Origin of the sequence: Pseudomonas sp. MAG733B (genome assembly GCF_036884845.1) — a bacterium.
Classification (GTDB): domain Bacteria; phylum Pseudomonadota; class Gammaproteobacteria; order Pseudomonadales; family Pseudomonadaceae; genus Aquipseudomonas.
This window is the reverse complement of sequence record NZ_CP145732.1, coordinates 4062855-4081207: the sequence shown is the minus strand read 5'-3', so window position 1 is coordinate 4081207 and position 18353 is coordinate 4062855. Positions and strand designations below refer to the sequence as shown.

Annotated in this window: 10 protein-coding genes and 2 riboswitches; of the genes, 4 read left to right on the top strand and 6 right to left on the bottom strand. The window is 59.0% G+C overall.

Going from position 1 to position 18353, the window contains the following annotated elements; translation table 11 throughout:
- Positions 1-3 precede the first annotated feature (3 nt).
- A complete protein-coding gene (locus V6Z53_RS18615) occupies positions 4-222 on the bottom strand; it encodes a DUF2970 domain-containing protein (RefSeq protein ID WP_338581079.1) in 219 nt (72 codons plus the stop codon).
- A 179-nt stretch (positions 223-401) separates the two neighbouring features.
- Here V6Z53_RS18615 and V6Z53_RS18610 point away from each other — a divergent pair, with 179 nt between their 5' ends.
- Positions 402-6971 (top strand): NEL-type E3 ubiquitin ligase domain-containing protein, encoded by a 6570-nt coding sequence (locus tag V6Z53_RS18610; RefSeq protein ID WP_338581078.1) that lies wholly within the window; start codon positions 402-404, stop codon positions 6969-6971.
- Positions 6972-7114: 143 nt separating this feature from the next.
- Here V6Z53_RS18610 and metH read toward each other — a convergent pair whose 3' ends face one another.
- Positions 7115-10825: a methionine synthase gene (gene metH / locus V6Z53_RS18605; protein ID WP_338581077.1), complete on the bottom strand. Its 3711-nt coding sequence runs from the start codon at positions 10823-10825 to the stop codon at positions 7115-7117.
- 156 nt (positions 10826-10981) lie between these two features.
- Here metH and V6Z53_RS18600 point away from each other — a divergent pair, with 156 nt between their 5' ends.
- Together V6Z53_RS18600 and nfuA are read left to right on the top strand one after the other, a co-directional pair.
- Positions 10982-13279, top strand: coding sequence for a fatty acid cis/trans isomerase (locus V6Z53_RS18600; RefSeq protein ID WP_338581076.1), 2298 nt, complete (start codon positions 10982-10984; stop codon positions 13277-13279).
- A 199-nt stretch (positions 13280-13478) separates the two neighbouring features.
- A complete protein-coding gene (gene nfuA, locus V6Z53_RS18595; protein ID WP_338581075.1) occupies positions 13479-14063 on the top strand; it encodes a Fe-S biogenesis protein NfuA in 585 nt (194 codons plus the stop codon).
- Between the two features lie 169 nt (positions 14064-14232).
- Here the strand turns inward: nfuA and cobM are convergent, their stop codons facing one another.
- The 4 genes from cobM to V6Z53_RS18575 form a co-directional block, all read right to left on the bottom strand.
- On the bottom strand, positions 14233-14979 hold the full coding sequence (gene cobM / locus V6Z53_RS18590) for a precorrin-4 C(11)-methyltransferase (RefSeq protein WP_338581074.1): 747 nt from the start codon (positions 14977-14979) through the stop codon (positions 14233-14235).
- Positions 14980-15062: 83 nt separating this feature from the next.
- Complete coding sequence (locus V6Z53_RS18585; protein WP_338581073.1) at positions 15063-15476, bottom strand: cobalamin biosynthesis protein; 414 nt, start codon at positions 15474-15476, stop codon at positions 15063-15065.
- Entirely contained in the window at positions 15473-16186 is a 714-nt protein-coding gene (locus V6Z53_RS18580) for a CbtA family protein (protein ID WP_338581072.1), read from the bottom strand. The genes V6Z53_RS18585 and V6Z53_RS18580 overlap by 4 nt, the downstream gene beginning before the upstream one ends.
- Positions 16187-16197: 11 nt before the next feature.
- Positions 16198-16392: a CbtB-domain containing protein gene (locus tag V6Z53_RS18575; RefSeq protein ID WP_338581071.1), complete on the bottom strand. Its 195-nt coding sequence runs from the start codon at positions 16390-16392 to the stop codon at positions 16198-16200.
- 120 nt (positions 16393-16512) lie between these two features.
- A riboswitch (cobalamin riboswitch) is annotated at positions 16513-16738 on the bottom strand.
- Between the two features lie 232 nt (positions 16739-16970).
- A riboswitch (cobalamin riboswitch) is annotated at positions 16971-17183 on the top strand.
- A gap of 98 nt (positions 17184-17281) precedes the next feature.
- On the opposite strand from V6Z53_RS18575, the gene cobW reads away from it, so the two are divergent.
- Entirely contained in the window at positions 17282-18352 is a 1071-nt protein-coding gene (gene cobW / locus V6Z53_RS18570; protein ID WP_338581070.1) for a cobalamin biosynthesis protein CobW, read from the top strand.
- Position 18353: the final 1 nt, after the last annotated feature.

Genomic DNA, 18353 nt, shown 5'->3' with positions numbered 1-18353 from the left:
GCTTCATATCCCCGCCAGATACAGCACCAGTTTGACGATGCCGAACAGCGCGAGCGCAAACACGGCGGTGAAGCTGATCCCCAGAATCACGAAATGACTCGGCTTGCCGTGGGTGAAATCCCGCGCGCGATTCTTTCCGCTCTGCACGCCGAATGCGGCGGCCATTACACTGTGCAGCATCTGCCAGAACGTCGGCGGCTTGTTGTCGACTGGATCGTCCATATATCCCTCGCCTGGAAATAAGTCCTCAAAGCATAGCCAATACGACGAATCCTGTTGTGCTGAACCTGCCTGCGGATCGACGCAATTCGTTACCGGTTTTTCTCAATGCGATAACTATCTACCGCAGTTGCGGCTTGGCGAAATGGTGTCCTGTCGATCCACTTTTTTGGAGAGACAATATGCCTAACCATCCGCCGATTTCGTCCCGGCCGCTTCCAGGCCAAAGCAGCATTCACAGTGAGCTACTGGAACAACTGACGCCCCAATGGCTGATCAATGCCACGCCGCAAAGACGGGCCGAAATCAAGGACACCGGCACGCGTGCACCGGACTGGTATCAGCGGTCGTCAACCGGGCAACAGCAGACACTCAAGGACAGTTTCAACGCCAGTTTTGCTGCGCAGTCCCGACTGGACAAGACGATGTCAGCGCTGCAAGACATCGACACCTTTGCCGAACCGATACTCACCAAAGCCTTGAAGGAACGTTTTGGCGTTGAAGTAAACGTCAATAAAACCCAAGTCTGTCTCAGGCGCCCGCTGGAGGTGGGCGTGTTTGAAATAGAAGTTTCATCGTTTGAGGTGCTGAAGCTGTCGCTATTACAGGCGGCGCTGCATAACTTCGAAGCATCCGAGTGTGAGGAGGGTGCCTTTCATCGCCAGTCCGGGTTTGTTGTCGAGACATCGACTCCGGGCACGTTCCAGGTTGCTACCTTCGAAATGACGGTCAGCGAGTTCCTGACACTGTGTCGCCAACTGGATATCGGCGCGCAGTACCAGACCCGTGTGAAAGCGTTTTTCCAGTCAGCGGATGTGCAGACACTTCGTCAGCAGTTCATTGCCAGTCAGAAAGCGGCAATGCGGGCCGCAGCCGAACTGGCTCTGCTGAAAAAGGACATCGAGCCCGAAGACTACACAATGATCCTCTCAGTCACTGAGGGCGAAATTCATCCCAAGGTCGGTAACAAGCCCGTCTGGTTTCGTGACTTGAATTTGATGAAGCGCCGGATGACAGGCTGCGTGGTATTCAGCATCAGTGAGCAATATCGCTACACCAGCGATTTCATCGTCTACATTCCCCATGACCCGGAGCACCCGCTCAAGCGCTACACCTCCGAGCAGATGCGTGAAGAGTTCAAGCGCCAGTTCACCGCCCGGGATGCATCGCCTGCCCCCGATGACGGGCCGACGGCTCACCAGCGTTTTTTCAGCCAGTTCGTGGCCTACGCCGACCGTCCTTATTACTTCAGCCAGTTCACCCGCAAAGCCGCTGACGCTCCCGTCGATCCTTTGCGTTCGTTTTGGATGAAAGTCGTCCAATACCTACCGCCGCTATCAACGGCAGCGCACATCAAAGAGTTGCCACCCGAACGGCCGGGCAAACGTGAGCCGGTCGACGATCCCTACCTCAATCCTTTCGGGATCACTCGCGAAGGCGTGGACGGTATCTGGTCCGCCAACACTGATCTGTGGACTTATCTCTACGAACAAAACCGCGCCAAGGTGATCGCCGATGCACGCAGTCATGCGGTGCCCACGGCTGATGTCGACGCCAGGGTGCGGGCAGAAAAGCTCAATCACCTGCTGGAAGTCGGCATGCTGGGGTTGAACATGGTGTCGATGTTCGTACCGGTGCTGGGCGAGATCATGCTGACGGTCATGGCAGGTCAACTGCTATACGAATCGTTCGAGGGGGCGATCGAGTGGAGCGAGGGCGATCGGGTTGCAGCCAAAGGGCATCTGGTCGATGTGGCCGAGAATCTGGCACTGATCGCGGTAATGGCCGGTGGCGGTAAAGGATTGGCCAGGTTGACGGCGGTGAAACCTGAAGCGGTGATCGAACGCCTGGAGCCGGTCAAGCGTGCCGATGGTGAAGCCCGGTTATGGAAACCTGACCTTAGCGCCTACGAAAGCAATATCACGCTGGATCGCCATTCAATGCCTGATGAGCTGGGACAGTATCCGGTCAATGGCAAAACCTTTATCCGGCAGAGCGGCAAGGTCTATGAAACAACCTTTGACCCATCGCTGGAGAAATGGCGCATCCGGCATCCGACGGACAAGCAGGCCTGGCAGCCGATCCTCGAACACAACGGGCACGGCGCCTGGCGCCATACGCTGGAGCGCCCGCGAACATGGGATCGCCTGACGCTGCTGCGGCGCATCGGCCACATCACCGAGGGCTTCTCCGATGAGCAGTTGCTCGACATCGCCGACGCCTGTGGCGTCGAAGACAACGCCTTGCGCAAGATGCACATGGACAATATGCCGCCGCCTCCAGCACTGGCGGACGCCTTGCGGCTATTCGAAGGCGAGCCTGGCATCGGTGGCGAACTGGTCGAAAAGTTGCGGCGTGCCAGCCCGGGGCTGAGTAACGCGGCCGCCCGGAGGGTTTTGCTGGACGCTAATGCCGAAGAGTTGTCACGTGTCAAAGCAACACGCCGAATACCGTTGAGGATGCTGGAAGAGGCCCGTTGGTACACGCAGCAGGGGCGTGAGGCACGCGCTTTCCTCGACTTGCAGACGGGCAACATGACGTCCGCAGACAGCCGGTTGCTCGCCCTGCATGCCCTGGAAAAGTTGCCGGGATGGTCCAGCGAGGTACGTCTGGAGGTTCGCGACGGTCATATCAACGGTCCACTCATCGATGGCATCGGCAGCGAAACAGCCACCCGTCGCAAGTACCTCGTGAAACAGGGACCTTCCTATCAGGCATTTGATGAGCGTGGCGAAGCGCTCAATGGTGTGCCGGTGAGCGGCGACAACTTTTTTGCTTCGATCATGCACGCCTTGCCCGATGAATCCCGTCAGGCACTGGGTGTTCCCCACGTCAGTCAGGGTGCCAGTCTGCAGCAGGCCGTCATCGACTCGGCCATCGAACATCGAGCGACGTTGTCACGCCTGTTGGCGGAGCGCGCCGGTAACCGCAAGTCGTTCAAGTCACCTGAACGTATCACCGAGCGCAGGGTGGGTTACTTCGCCAGCGGGCGCGGGCAAGGTTTGAATCCTTCGCTGGTGACGCGGGTGCAGGATGTGTATCCGGCGCTCACCGATCAGCAAGCCAGCGGATTTATCCTGGCGCAGTTGCGCGCGGGCAAAACCGACGCACAGATTTACAGCCTTTTGCAGGCGCGCATGCGTGAGTGGGAAGTACTGGAATCGACGCTCGATCAATGGGTTGGCGAACCGGTGCCGGATTCCATTTTGCAGTCGATGCTGGGGAGCAGGAGTTCGGTCGCGCATAACATCAAACAGAGTTGGCGCAATTCGCCGTTGGCCGGGGAACACTCCCGCTTCAGGTTGCTGGATTTGGTCTGCCACGACCCGATACCTCAGTTGTCGGCGGATTTTTCCCATGTACGTGATCTGAATGTCCGGGGCCAATGCATCACTGACGCCAACGCCGATGCCCTTTTGACGAGGTTTCCAAAGCTTAAACGGCTGCGAATCAATGCCACAGGCAACGAGTTCAGCAACGTTCCCGAAGCATTGAGCGAAATGCGCGACCTCAGGGACCTGAGCCTGTTCTCAGCGACTTCATACGCGGTGGATATGCCGTCGAGGTTGAATGCGTTGACGGGGCTTGAAGACCTCACGGTTTCTTCCGCCAGTTATGCGCCGCTAACCCTGGATGTCTCCCGGTTGCACAAATTGCGTAGCCTGGAGGTCCTTGCCCCTTCAATGTTCGAATGGCCTGCCGGGGTTTTCGAACTGCCGCGGCTTGAGCGTTTGAGCTTGAAAGGCACAGGGATCAGAACATTGCCCGATAGCGTTTTCGAAGGGCATGAAAAACTCTGGTCCGGACTGTCGCTGGACTGGTCAAGCTTCCTGCGGGAAAACTTCAAGCCGGCGTATGAGTACGTCAAGAATCATCCTGCGCACCTAATTGATCTGGAGGAAATGGTCAGGGGCTACAGCAAGGGTGAGTTAAAACGTCTTGGCAAAGGTATCAACGACTCTCTCGACGGGGTGTTCAATCAGTTTGCCGAGCAATGGCAGGACGCCGAGTCCAGGTTTGCGGCTGTTGAGGCCTTGAGTGAGCAATACAGCGTGCTCGACCGACAACTCGATGACTGGTCCAGTCGTGCGATACAGACGCCAATGATCAAGGAGATGATGGGCCGGACGTGGGCGAAAAATGCCCTGAAAGACTGCTGGCGCAATGGTGTCTTCAAACGTTATGGCTCGACAGGCGATGCGTCGGTGCTGGATTTGCCGAATCTGGAACTCAGTGAATTTCCCGAGCTGCAGGCCGGTGCTTTCCCACATGTGCAGACCTTGTACTTGAAGGGCAGCAAAGCGTCCGCAGAACGGATTCGCAGCTTCATCGGTGGATTCACTGAACTTCAAAGGCTCGACTTAAGCCGCAATGAATTGACTGAAGTGCCGATAGCGCCCGGTGAACTTGGGCAATTGATTCATCTGAACCTTTCCGACAACAGCATTGGTGCCGGTTCAGCAGCTGTGCAACATATTGAGGGGTTGCAGGCTCTCGAGTACCTGGACCTGCGTAACAATCCGCTGCAATCGTTGGACGTCAGTGCATTGACTCGCCTCAAAGCCTTGAGTCTGCGCGGCACGAATCTGCATCAATGGCCAATAGGGTCGCAAAACTTGCCAGAACTGACCTGGCTGGATCTGCGTGACAGTCAGCTCAGTGAACTGCCCGTGCAGCTTGCGGATGACATGCTGCTCAAGACCAATCTGACCGGCACGCCGTTGACCGTGCAATCCATCGCAACGCTAAAACTCGCCCGACAGCGTGTGGAGCTCGCCAAAGGTTTGCCACTCGGGACCCTCGAGCGGTTTGATCTGGAAGAGGTGCCGACGGTTTTTCCGCCGTCCGAGAGCGGGGGATCGATCGCTCGTCATTTGCTGCCGTTGACAGAAGTCCCGGTGGGAGAAGGGCCTGCGGTTTTGACTAAACGCCTGCAACGTCTGAAACCTGACCTCGCCGATGAAGACGCCGTGCAGGTGATCGAACAGATGCGCACGAATGGCTTAACGGACGCGCAACTCAGCTCGCGACTTGCCGAATGGGAGCAAACCTTTGAATTGCTCACCCGTCGTTTGAATGGCTGGCTGTATACGCGAGGCATTCAAGGAGCTGGCTGGATGACGTCTTCGGGCACTCGCAGGCTGGGTGCTTTACGAATCCTTGAGTGCTGGCGCGAAGGTTTGGCCGGCACATCCGGCAGTTCGGATTCCGTGTTGAATCTGAATGGTCTGCAACTGGGAGACCTGCCCGAGCTGCCCGTAGCGTTCGACCATGTGGGTAGCTTGTATCTAACGAGTGTAAAACTTACCACCCAAGGTTCAGATGGGTTCCTCAGGGCATTTACGCAACTGAAAACACTGGAACTCAATGGCAATGAATTGGAACTTGTGCCTGACCCGGTTCAATACATGGGTAAGCTGGAATGGCTCGAATTGTCCTCGAATCTTGTAAGCGATAACGAGCAATTGTATGCCTCGTTGGCTCATCTGGAGCGGTTGAAACGGCTGGACCTGAGCTACAACGAACTGGATACCTTTGATGTCGGTACTTTTGAAGCGTTGGAGACGCTCGATCTGCGCAACAACAATCTGACCGAATGGCCGGACGGTGTGCTCGACTCCTATCGGCTCAGAGTATTGAACCTCAGTGGCAATGACATCACATCGATTCCTGAACAGGCGCTGGATGGCAGCCACGAAGTTCTGTTGGGCGGTATCGATCTGAGCGACAACTACAACCTGTCGCTGGAGAGCCTTGAGCGGCTGAGGACCTATCGCGAACAGGGTTTGCACGAGACCGTTCTGGGGTTCACGCGCACTGATCTGGATGACTTGATTGATGATGCCCATGGTTTCGACGAAGAGGGCAGCGAAACCGTCGAATCTGATGAAGAACTCGCTGAAACCGAGCCTGACGCCGCACAAAAGGAGCCCTGGTTAGCCAATGCTCCCCCCGAGGAATTGGCCGGTAAAAACGAGATCTGGAATCAACTGGCGGCGGAACCGGACAACGCGGCGTTCTTCCATTTGATTGCCCGATTGCAGGATACGCAAGAGTTCAGAGTGGCGAATGCCGACCTGACCCGGCGAGTGTGGACAGTCATGGACGCCGCCGCCAGCAACACCGAATTGCGTGAGGTGTTGTTCGCCAGTTCCGCGACCCATGGTACCTGTGTCGACGGTCGGATCCTGACGTTCAGCGGGCTGGAAAGCAAAGTGTTCACCCACAATGCCTTGCTCGATATTCCTGTTGGAGGTCTGAGCGTGAAAGGTGAAGCACTGTTGAGGTTGTCCCGGCAGTTGTTTCGTCTGGACAAGGTGGATGAGCTGGCCACAAAGGCCACTCGTACTGGTCAGGATGAGGCTGAGGTACGCCTGGGTTATCGAATCGGCCTGACGGATGGATGGGATGATGGCCTGAGCCTGCCAGGGCAACCGAAACACATGACTTATGCCTCGGGCGTCACGCCTCGGCAAATGGCGGAAATGCGCACTGAGATCCTTAATGCAGAACGCTCCGACACCTTTCTTGAAGACCTGATCCAGCGCGATTACTGGGTGAATTATCTCAAGGAGAAATACCCTGAGGTCTTCCAGGCACTTGATGAGATGGATGTTCAGGAGGAGGTGGACAACGCCGATGAAGCTGCCTTCTTGAGCCAGCTTTTCGAACAGGCGGCGGCGCGCAACGCGAAGATGATCGAGTTGTCCCGACAGGAGGTGGCGGAGCAGGCGGGTGGATCAAACAGCTAAAACGCATCACCTGTAGGAGCGAGCCTGCTCGCGATGAGGGAATAACATTCAACATCGATGTTGACTGATAGACCGCAATCGCGAGCAGGCTCACTCCCACATGAGATCTTTGCCAACCACAATGTTGCGGTTGGCATAGCATCTCAGTTGTCGTAACCAAGGTTCGGCGCCAGCCAGCGTTCGGTCAGGCTCAACTCCTGGCCTTTACGCGAGGTGTAGCTCTGCACCTGGTCCTTGTCGATCTTGCCCACGGCGAAGTACTGCGCCTGCGGGTGAGCGAAATACCAACCGCTGACAGCCGCCGCCGGGAACATCGCGTAATGTTCGGTGAGGAACACGCCGCTGCGGCCGGCACGCATTTCGGCGGCTTCGGGGTCGAGCAGGGCGAACAACTGGGCTTTTTCGGTGTGGTCCGGGCAGGCCGGGTAGCCGGGGGCCGGACGGATACCGCTGTATTGCTCTTTGATCAGCGCCTCATTGTCCAGGGTTTCATCCTTGGCGTAGCCCCAGTGCTCTTTACGCACTTGCTGGTGCAGCCATTCGGCGCAGGCCTCGGCCAAACGGTCGGCCAGGGCCTTGACCATGATCGAGTTGTAGTCGTCGCCAGCGTCCTGATAGGCCTTGGCCACTTCTTCGGCGCCGATGCCGGCGGTGGTGATGAAACCACCCACGTAGTCGGTGAGCTCGCTGTCCTTCGGCGCAACGAAGTCGGCCAGGGAGAAGTTCGGCTTGCCGTCGGTCTTGATGATCTGCTGACGCAGGTGATGCAGCTTGGCCAATGGCTTGCCGTCATCGCCGTAGAGCTCGATGTCGTCGTCGCGCACCTGGTTGGCCGGCCAGAAGCCGAACACCGCGCGGGCGCTGATCAGTTTCTCGTCGATCAGTTTGGCGAGCATTTCCTGGGCATCGGCGTACAACGCGGTAGCCGCTTCACCGACCACTTCGTCCTGAAGGATGCGCGGGAATTTGCCGGCCAGGTCCCAGGAAATGAAGAATGGCGTCCAGTCGATGTATTCGGCCAGCACTTTCAGGTCGATGTTATCCAGCACTTTGGTGCCGGTGAACGTTGGTTTGACCGGCTCGTAGGTGCTCCAGTCGAACTGCGGTTTTTTCGCAATCGACGCGGCATAGCTCAGGCGTTCGGTGCGGGCGCTGCGGTTGGCGGTGCGCTCGCGAACGTCGATGTATTCCAGGCGGGTTTTCTCGACGAAAGCCGGTTTCAACTCCTTCGACAGCAACTGCGTCGCCACGCCCACGGCGCGGGAGGCGTCGGTGACGTAGATCACCGCATCGTTGCTGTACTTGGGTTCGATCTTCACTGCCGTGTGCGCTTTGGAAGTGGTCGCGCCACCGATCATCAGCGGCAGGTGGAAATCCTGGCGCTGCATCTCGCGGGCGACGTGGACCATTTCGTCCAGCGACGGGGTAATCAGGCCGGACAGGCCGATGATGTCGCACTTTTGTTCCTTGGCCACCTGGAGGATTTTTTCCGCCGGGACCATCACGCCGAGATCGACGATGTCGTAGCCGTTACAGCCCAACACCACGCCAACGATGTTCTTGCCAATGTCGTGCACGTCGCCTTTCACCGTGGCCATGAGAATCTTGCCCTTGGCTTCCGGCTTGTCGCCTTTTTCCAGCTCAATGAACGGGATCAGGTGCGCCACGGCCTGCTTCATCACGCGGGCGGATTTCACCACCTGCGGCAGGAACATCTTGCCGGCGCCGAACAGGTCGCCAACGATGTTCATGCCGGACATCAGCGGGCCTTCGATCACTTCGATCGGGCGGGCGAACGACTGACGCGACTCTTCGGTGTCTTCGACGATGTGCGTGGTGATGCCTTTGACCAATGCGTGTTCCAGGCGCTTGTTAACGTCCCAGTTACGCCACTCTTCGGTCTCGGCTTCCTTGACGCTGCCGTCGCCCTTGTACTTGTCGGCGATGGCGAGGAGGGCGTCGGTGCCGTTCGGGGTGCGGTTGAGTACCACGTCTTCAACGGCGTCGCGCAGTTCCACCGGGATCTGGTCGTAGATCTCCAATTGACCGGCATTGACGATACCCATGGTCAGGCCATTGCGGATCGCGTAGAGCAGGAACACCGAGTGGATCGCTTCACGCACCGGGTTGTTGCCACGGAACGAGAACGACACGTTGGACACGCCGCCCGAGGTCAGCGCATACGGCAGCTCATCGCGGATGTAGGCACAGGCGTTGATGAAGTCCACAGCGTAGTTGTTGTGTTCTTCGATGCCGGTGGCCACGGCGAAGATGTTCGGGTCGAAGATGATGTCTTCAGGCGGGAAGCCGACTTCGTTGACCAGAATGTCGTAGGAGCGTTTGCAGATTTCTTTCTTGCGCGCTTCGGTGTCGGCCTGGCCGGCTTCGTCGAACGCCATCACCACCACGGCGGCGCCGTAGCGTTTGCACAGTTTGGCGTGATGAATGAACTGCTCGACGCCTTCCTTCATGCTGATCGAGTTGACGATGCCCTTGCCCTGAATGCATTTCAGGCCGGCTTCGATCACTTCCCATTTGGAGGAGTCGATCATGATCGGTACGCGGGAGATGTCCGGTTCGCCGGCAATCAGATTGAGGAAGGTCACCATGGCCTTCTTCGAATCGAGCATCCCTTCGTCCATGTTGATGTCGATCACCTGGGCGCCGGCCTCGACCTGTTGCAGGGCGACTTCCAGGGCTTCGGTGTAGTTGTCTTCACGGATCAGGCGGGCGAACTTGGCGGAACCGGTGATGTTGGTGCGCTCGCCGACGTTGACGAACAGCGAGTTGCGATCGATGGTGAACGGTTCCAGGCCCGAAAGACGGCAGGCCTTGGGGATTTCTGGAATCTCGCGCGGCGCATAACCGGCCACGGCTTTGGCGATGGCCTCGATGTGGCCCGGCGTGGTGCCGCAGCAACCGCCGACGATATTGAGGAAGCCGCTTTGGGCGAATTCTTCGATGACCTTGGCAGTTTGCGACGGCAGTTCGTCGTACTCGCCGAATTCGTTCGGCAGGCCGGCGTTCGGGTGCGCGGAAACGTGGGTGTTGGCCTTGTTCGACAGCTCTTCCAGGTACGGACGCAGTTCGCTGGCACCGAGGGCGCAGTTCAGGCCGACCGAAATCGGTTTGGCGTGGGCCACGGAGTTCCAGAAGGCTTCGGTGGTCTGGCCCGACAGCGTACGACCGGAGGCGTCGGTGATGGTGCCCGAAATCATGATCGGCAATTCGATGCCCAGTTCTTCGAACACGCCTTGCACGGCGAAGATCGCGGCTTTGGCGTTGAGGGTGTCGAAGATGGTTTCGATCAGGATCAGGTCGGCGCCGCCCTCGATCAGGCCCTTGGTGGATTCGGTGTAGTTCTCCACCAACTCATCAAAGGTCACGTTGCGGTAGCCAGGGTTGTTGACGTCGGGCGACAACGAGCAAGTGCGGCTGGTCGGACCGAGCACGCCGGCGACGAAGCGCGGCTTGTCCGGGGTTTCCAGGGTCTTGGCGTCGGCGACCTTGCGGGCAAGGCGCGCGCCTTCTACGTTTAACTCGTACGCCAGACTTTGCATGCCGTAATCGGCGAGGGAAATCTGAGTGGCGTTGAAGGTGTTGGTTTCCAGAATGTCGGCGCCGGCATCCAGGTAAGCCTTTTCAATGCCACCGATCACGTCCGGGCGTGTCAGCACCAACAGGTCGTTGTTGCCTTTGACATCACTCGGCCAGTCGGCGAAGCGTTTGCCACGGTAATCCTGCTCTTCGAGCTTGTAGCTCTGGATCATCGTGCCCATGCCGCCATCGAGAATCAGGATGCGCTCTTTAAGGGCGTGCTTGAGAGCTTGAAGGCGAACGCTGCGATCGGACATTTGGACTACTCGGTAAGGCCATGACGAAGGGCCGAGATAATAGCAAACCTGTGCGCTTTTAGAGCATGTTCGGGTTTTGCATGAATATCGCTCATGTTGGTACGAGCATCAGACCGGTAGAATCGCGGCGTTTTTCAAAGGATCGGGACCAGGGACATGTCGTATCGCGTCGTCATCAGCAGTGTGTTGATGTTTTTAAGCTGGGGCGCGGTCGCGCAAAGTCCGGCGATTTCCCCTGCAATCTCCTACACCCGCGATATTCAGCCGATCTTCACCGAAAAGTGTGTGGCCTGCCATGCCTGCAACGACGCCGCCTGTCAGCTCAATCTGGGCAGCGGCGAAGGTGCGGCACGTGGCGCAACGAAAGTCCCGGTGTATGACGGCGACCGCAGTCAGGCCGTTGCACCGACCCGGTTGTTTTATGACGCTTCGGGCAAGCGGGCCTGGCAGCAAAAAGGCTTCTATTCGGTACTCGACGCCCAAGGCAGCCAGGCTGCACTGATGGCGCGAATGCTTGAACTGGGCCACAGCGTACCGTTGCAGCCTAACGCCAAGCTTCCCGAAGACATCGTCCTGGGCCTGAACCGCAACAACATGTGTGCCATGCCCGCCGAGTTCGACGGCTACGCCAGTGCCCATCCGAAGGAAGGTATGCCGCTGGCGGTCACCGGCCTGACCGATCAGCAATACCAGACGCTGCAACGCTGGCTGGCCTCTGGCGCGCCGATCGACGAGCAAGGCCTGGTGCCGAGCGCACAAGAAGCGTTGCAGGTGGTGCAGTGGGAGAATCTGCTCAACGCGCCGGGTGCCCGGCAAAGCCTGGTGGGGCGCTGGCTGTTCGAGCACTGGTTTCTCGCGCATATCTATTTCAAGGACGGCGAACCGGGGCATTTCTTCCAGTGGGTGCGTTCGCGCACGCCGACCGGCCAGCCCATCGACGTGATCAATACCCGTCGCCCGAACGACGATCCGGGCGTGCAGTTCTATTACCGCTTGTGGCCGGTGCAGGGTGTGATCGTGCACAAGACCCACATCACCTATCCGCTGAGCGCGGCGAAAATGGCCCGGGTCAAAAGCCTGTTCTACAGCGGCAATTGGCAGGTCAGCGCGTTGCCGGGTTATGGGCCTGAACGCCGGGCCAATCCGTTTTCCACGTTCGAGGCGATCCCGGCCCAGGCACGCTACCAGTTCATGCTCGATAACGCCGAATACTTCGTGCGCACCTTTATTCGTGGCCCGGTGTGTCGGGGGCAGATCGCCACGGACGTGATCCGCGACAACTTCTGGGCAATGTTCCAGGCGCCCGAACACGACCTCTACATCACCGACCCGAACTATCGCGGCCAGGCCACGCCGCTGCTGGCGATGCCGGGGCAGAACGATGATGTCGGCAGCGTCCTGACCCTTTGGCACGACTACCGCGACAAACGTAACGAATACGAGGCCTTGCGCCGGGACAGCTACGCCGACGAGCCGGCACCGAGCTGGTCGACGTTGTGGGCCGGAAACGACAATGCCCTGCTGAGCATCTTCCGGCATTTCGACAGCGCCGCCGTGACCAAAGGCTTGATCGGCGAGGTGCCGCAGACCATGTGGCTGTTCGATTACCCCTTGCTGGAGCGCACGTATTATCAGCTGGCGGTGAATTTCGACGTGTTCGGCAACGTCTCCCATCAAGCCCAGACACGTCTGTATTTCGACCTGATCCGCAATGGTGCCGAGCAGAATTTCCTGCGCCTCATGCCTGCCGATTCGCGGGACGATTACCTCAATGACTGGTACCAGAGTGGCGGCAAATTCAAGATGTGGATGGACTATGAAGCCATCGACGACGACAAGCCGACCGCGCTGAAACTGGACGGGAAGGACCCCAAACGCGATTTCGCCATGCAGTTGCTGGCGCGTTACGGCGAGCTCAATGCCAAGCCAGATCCGATCAATCGTTGTGACGGCGCCTACTGTTCGCGGCCGAACATCGACCCAGACCTGCAAAATGCCGAGCAAGCCTTGAGCACGCTCACGGCGCGACCGGCTGCCGGGCTGAAAGTCATCGATCAATTGCCGGAAGCAACGATGCTGCGCATCGAAACCGCGAACGGTCAGCGTGTGATCTACAGCCTGCTGCGCAACCGCGCGCACAGCAACGTGGCTTTCCTGCTCGGCGAATCGCTGCGTTATCAGCCGGGGCTGGACACTCTGACTATTTTCCCCGGCGTACTCAGCAGTTACCCGAACTTCATGTTCAACATCCCGGCTGATCAGGTTCCGGCGTTTGTGGATGCGATGGAAAATGCCAAGGACGCCAACCGTTTCGAGAAAATCGTCGAACGTTGGGGGATCCGCCGCAGTCATCCGCAGTTCTGGCAGTATTTTCATGATCTGAGCCGCTACATCCACGAGACAGAGCCAGTGGAAGAGGGCGTGCTGGACATGAATCGCTACGAGAATCTCTGACCCCCAACGAACCAGTGTGGGAGCGGGCTTGCTCGCGAAGGCGTCGTGTCAGGCAACATCAATGGGACTGACCCACCGCTTTCGCGAGCAAGCCCGCTCACACAGGGGAAATTGGTGCTTTCTTTCCCGACAAAAATACTAGGACTTTGTCCGCGGCGATGATTGGCGTAAACTGCGCCCAAGCCTGCGAGGAGTTTCCATGACCGCTATTACCATCACCGACGCCGCCCACGATTACCTGGCTGATCTGCTCTCCAAGCAGAACACCCCGGGCATCGGCATCCGCGTCTTTATCACCCAGCCTGGCACCCAGTATGCAGAAACCTGCATTGCCTACTGCAAGCCGGGCGAAGAAAAACCCGAAGACACGGCGCTGGGGCTGAAAAGCTTCACCGCTTACATCGATCACTTCAGCGAAACGTTCCTGGACGACGCGGTTGTCGACTACGCCACCGACCGTATGGGCGGCCAGCTGACCATCAAGGCGCCAAACGCCAAAGTACCGATGGTCAACGCCGACAGCCCGGTCAACGAGCGCATCAACTATTACCTGCAAACCGAGATCAACCCGGGGCTGGCCAGCCACGGCGGTCAGGTCAGCCTGATCGACGTCGTTGAAGACGGCATCGCCGTTCTGCAATTCGGCGGCGGTTGCCAGGGCTGCGGCCAGGCAGACGTCACCTTGAAGGAAGGCATCGAGCGCACCTTGCTCGAGCGCATTCCAGAGCTCAAGGGCGTGCGCGACGTGACCGACCACACGCAGAAAGAAAACGCCTACTACTAAGGTGTTCGCTGCGAAATGAAAAAACGGCGCTGTGGCGAGGGAGCTTGCTCCCGCTTGATGGCATAGCCATCACAAAGTCAGTCAATGCATTTTCCCGTGATGAATGCGTTAGCTGATATTGGGACCGCTTCGCGGTCCAGCGGGAGCAAGCTCCCTCGCCACAGGTGCTTCAGGGTCTGTAAAGATGCGCATGCCCGGCGCGATACAGCGACGATTCGCTGAAATGATCACTGCCCAGCACCCGACCCACCAGAATCAACGCCGTACGACGAAAACCCTTGGCTTCAACCTTCCCGGCAATATCCGCCAGCGTCCCCACCACCCAATCCTGATCCGGCCATGTCGCCCGATGAACCACCGCAATCGGGCAATCCGCGCCGTAATGCGGCAGCAGTTCCTCGACAATCTTCGTCAGGTGATTAACCCCCAAATGAATCGCCATGGTCGCGCCGTGCTGCGCCAGACTGGAAAACTCCTCGCCCGGCGGCATCGCGGTTTTGTCGGCATAGCGGGTCAGGATCACGCTCTGCGACACGTCGGGCAGTGTCAGTTCCGCTCCAAGTAACGCCGCACAGGCTGCGGTTGCGGTCACGCCGGGGATGATTTCGAACGCGATGCCGAGTTCGCGCAGGTGGCGAATCTGCTCGCCGATGGCGCCATACAGGCTCGGATCGCCGGAATGCACCCGCGCCACATCCTGGCCGTTGGCGTGGGCGGTCTTGATCAAATCGATGATCTGTTCCAGGTGCAGTTCGGCGCTGTTGACCACCGTTTCGGCGTGATGGCCTTCAAGCACCGCAGCGGGCACCAGTGAGCCGGCATAGATGATCACCGGGCAGCTGCGAATCAGCCGCTGGCCTTTGACGGTAATCAGTTCCGGGTCGCCGGGACCTGCGCCAATGAAGTAGACGGTCATCGTCGGTTCCTGTGGGAAAAAGGGGCTGCGCAAGGCTTCAGATGAAGATTGCTCATGATCGAATGCGTGGATTATCGGGGATTTTATGCAGCGCTGGCCAATGCCAGGGTGGCCTGGGCGTATTTTTGTCGCGGGATCAAAAGCTTGGCCGGTGCGTTGGCCAGTTGTTCGGCCAAGGCCAGGGCGGCGCTTTCCGCCACGCCATAGCAGCCGGTGCGCTCGAATGCGATCTCGGAATGGTGACTCAGTTGAGGCTGATAACCGGCCAGTTGTTCGCTGCTGAAATACATCAGCGGCAGCGCCAGTTGTTCAGCCAACTCGATCAGCGCCGGTTCATCACGCTTCAAGTCGATACTGGCCAGGGCCTTGATTTGATGCAGCCCGATTTGATGCGCTTGTAACGCCTGATCCAGCAGCGCCCGCAACGTATTGAGGGGGCAGCCGCGCTGGCAGCCCAGGCCGACCACCAAGGTCGGCGCTGCGCTGACATCAGTCATGCGTGGTATTGACCATCGCTTTTGCGGCGGAACAACCAGGCGCTGATCAGGCCCAGGGCCAGCCAGAACGCCACGTTGGTCAGCTGCGAAGCGATTTTGAATTGGGCTTCCAGTGCTTCCGGCGCGAGCATCGAATGCACTTCCGGTTGCGGTGCGCCAATCACATGAGGAACGGCGATGATTGCTGCGCCAAGGATTTTCATCAGCCAGTGGCGGCTGAACACGATCAGGGCGATGCCGACAGCGGTGGACGCGGCAGTGCCGATCCACCAGATCTGTCGTTGTGCCAGATCGGCGGCAGCGGTGCCTGGCAGTTCAGGCGGCAGGCCGAGGGTTGGCGCCAGTACGAAGGTCGCGTAACCGGCCAGGCCCCAGAGCAGGCCCTGAGAAGTTTTGGTCGGTGCGCGCAGGGTGTAGAGGCCAGCGAGCATCAGGGCGAAACCGACAGCCACCACCAGATTGCCGCCAGTGGTCGACAGCACGCGCTGCCAGCCGTCTTCCGGCTCCCAGGCTTCGGCATCGTGGGTGTGAGCGGCGACAGCGCCCTCGGCGTGGGTATGTTCGTGGACTTCAAGAGCGGCCGGTTCGGATTTCTCGTAGGTTTCGGCCTGCAAAATCAGCGGGGAGACCCAGAAGCTTTGCAGCAGGGTGAGCAGCAGGGCGGCGAGCAGCCCGGTGAAACCTGCGGTTTGCGCAATACGCTTGATCATGTCGGCAGGTCTCAATGGCACGGGAATGCAGAGCTGTGGCGGGTATCGTGCGCGGCGTTGTGCACCGCTTCGATGTGCGAGAAACCGGCGAAATACACCAGGCACGCGCCAAGGATCGACGCACAAACGGCGGCGGTCAGGCGTTGAGTCAAGGTTGTGGTGGCGCTGGAAGAGCTGCTGTGGCCGGTGCTGCTGATGATCGACATGGCGTTTCCCTCTGGTCTGTCAGCGGGGAATCAAAAGCGCATGCAGAGCCTCCGCACGACCGGGCGCGCAGAGATTCGAACAGCGCCCGCCCACCGCGGGTTTGTCATTCAGTGATTGTGTTTTCACTTTGTGTTGCGGGCCGGTCTCCGGGCTCACGAGGGGCGCAGGCGTCTGCCTGATCCTGCAAGCATCACCTTCCCATGCCTGATCGGCACAGTGGATTCGACGCTTCGCTCGCTTACCGTTGCGGGGGCAGCACCGGACTGACATGGCTTTGAGTAAAGCACATGATTCACCGGTTTCCCGTTTCACCCTGTGAAGGGCACCCGTAACAAGGCGTGTAGGAGAGCATGGGCGAGGGTTGGACGTCAATTGGCAAGGGTTCTCGTTTGAGCTTCTGTGGCGAGGGAGCTTGCTCCCGCTCGAGCGCGAAGCGGTCGCAATCGGATTCATGTGTTCTTCCTGTAGAAACGCGGCGCTCGGTTTCACGACGGCTTCGCCGCCGAGCGGGAGCAAGCTCCCTCGCCACAGATGATCGCATTCTCCGCTTGAACATTGACCCGCCCCAATACCATGCGTAGCCTTGCGCTTTCGAGGTTCTTCGGCGTTTGTCGAAGCTAAGAAGGGAACGCGGTCAATGCCGCGGCTGCCCCCGCAACTGTGAACGGTGATGTTCGCTGCCACGCCACTGCACGCTCAACCCTTGAGCCCGCGGGAAGGCGCAGCAAACGCCAGTCAAGCGACTGGCACACCGTCAGCCAGGAGACCTGCCTCGATACAGATTCTCACTACAACCGGGCGGGGTGATCCGGTGGCGAACGCTTCCGGCGCGCATGTGCGTTGCCGGTACTCGTCCCGTATGCCCGCCACCTTGCCAAAGGGCATCCGATGAAAACACTGGCCAAACTCCCCGTCACCATCGTTACCGGCTTCCTCGGCTCGGGCAAAACCACCTTGCTGCGGCACATGCTCGACAACGCTCAGGGCCGCCGCATCGCGGTGATCGTCAACGAGTTCGGCGAGCTGGGCATCGACGGTGAAATCCTCAAGCAGTGCTCCATCGGTTGCACCGAAGAAGAGGCCAATGGCCGCGTCTATGAACTGGCCAACGGCTGCCTGTGCTGCACCGTCCAGGAAGAATTCTTCCCGGTAATGCGCGAACTGGTCGCCCGTCGTGGCGATCTCGACCACATCTTGATCGAAACATCCGGTTTGGCTCTGCCGAAACCGCTGGTGCAAGCCTTCCAGTGGCCGGAAATCCGCAGTGCCTGCACCGTCGACGCAGTCATCACCGTGGTCGACAGCCCGGCCGTGGCCGCCGGCACTTTCGCCGCGTTCCCGGATCAGGTCGATGCCCAGCGCAAACTTGATCCGAACCTGGACCACGAATCGCCGCTGCACGAATTGTTCGCCGACCAACTGTCCAGCGCCGACCTGGTGATCCTCAACAAGGCCGACCTGATCAGCCCGGAAGACCTGGCCCGCGTGCGCCTGGAAGTGGCTGAAGAATTGCCGCCAGCGGTGAAAGTCATCGAAGCCAGCAGCGGTCGCCTGCCACTGGACGTGCTGATCGGCCTTGGCGCCGGTTCCGAAGAGCACATCGACAGCCGTCACAGTCACCACGATCACCACCACGACGGTGATGACGATCACGATGACCACGACCACGATGCTTTCGATTCGATCTCCATCGAACTGCCGCAAGCCGACGAAAGCCTGCTGATGGACGCGTTGACCCAACTGGTGGTGCAGCACGGCATCCTGCGCGTGAAAGGTTTCGCCGCCATCCCGAACAAGCCGATGCGTCTGCTGATCCAGGGCGTGGGTACGCGTTTCGACAAACACTTCGACCGTCAGTGGGGCGCCGAAGAGTCGCGCGTCACCCGTCTGGTGTTGATCGGCCAGGCACTGGACGCGGCACTGCTCGAAGCGCAATTGCGCGCTGCGCTCAGCGTGTAAA

Bases quoted from the DNA above. Each gene is read 5' to 3' on its own strand.
- V6Z53_RS18585 (WP_338581073.1), bottom strand. From the start codon at position 15,476: ATGACTGATGTCAGCGCAGCGCCGACCTTGGTGGTCGGCCTGGGCTGC.
- V6Z53_RS18600 (WP_338581076.1), top strand. From the start codon at position 10,982: ATGTCGTATCGCGTCGTCATCAGCAGTGTGTTGATGTTTTTAAGCTGG.
- metH (WP_338581077.1), bottom strand. From the start codon at position 10,825: ATGTCCGATCGCAGCGTTCGCCTTCAAGCTCTCAAGCACGCCCTTAAA.
- nfuA (WP_338581075.1), top strand. From the start codon at position 13,479: ATGACCGCTATTACCATCACCGACGCCGCCCACGATTACCTGGCTGAT.
- V6Z53_RS18575 (WP_338581071.1), bottom strand. From the start codon at position 16,392: ATGTCGATCATCAGCAGCACCGGCCACAGCAGCTCTTCCAGCGCCACC.
- V6Z53_RS18615 (WP_338581079.1), bottom strand. From the start codon at position 222: ATGGACGATCCAGTCGACAACAAGCCGCCGACGTTCTGGCAGATGCTG.
- cobW (WP_338581070.1), top strand. From the start codon at position 17,282: ATGAAAACACTGGCCAAACTCCCCGTCACCATCGTTACCGGCTTCCTC.
- V6Z53_RS18580 (WP_338581072.1), bottom strand. From the start codon at position 16,186: ATGATCAAGCGTATTGCGCAAACCGCAGGTTTCACCGGGCTGCTCGCC.
- cobM (WP_338581074.1), bottom strand. From the start codon at position 14,979: ATGACCGTCTACTTCATTGGCGCAGGTCCCGGCGACCCGGAACTGATT.
- V6Z53_RS18610 (WP_338581078.1), top strand. From the start codon at position 402: ATGCCTAACCATCCGCCGATTTCGTCCCGGCCGCTTCCAGGCCAAAGC.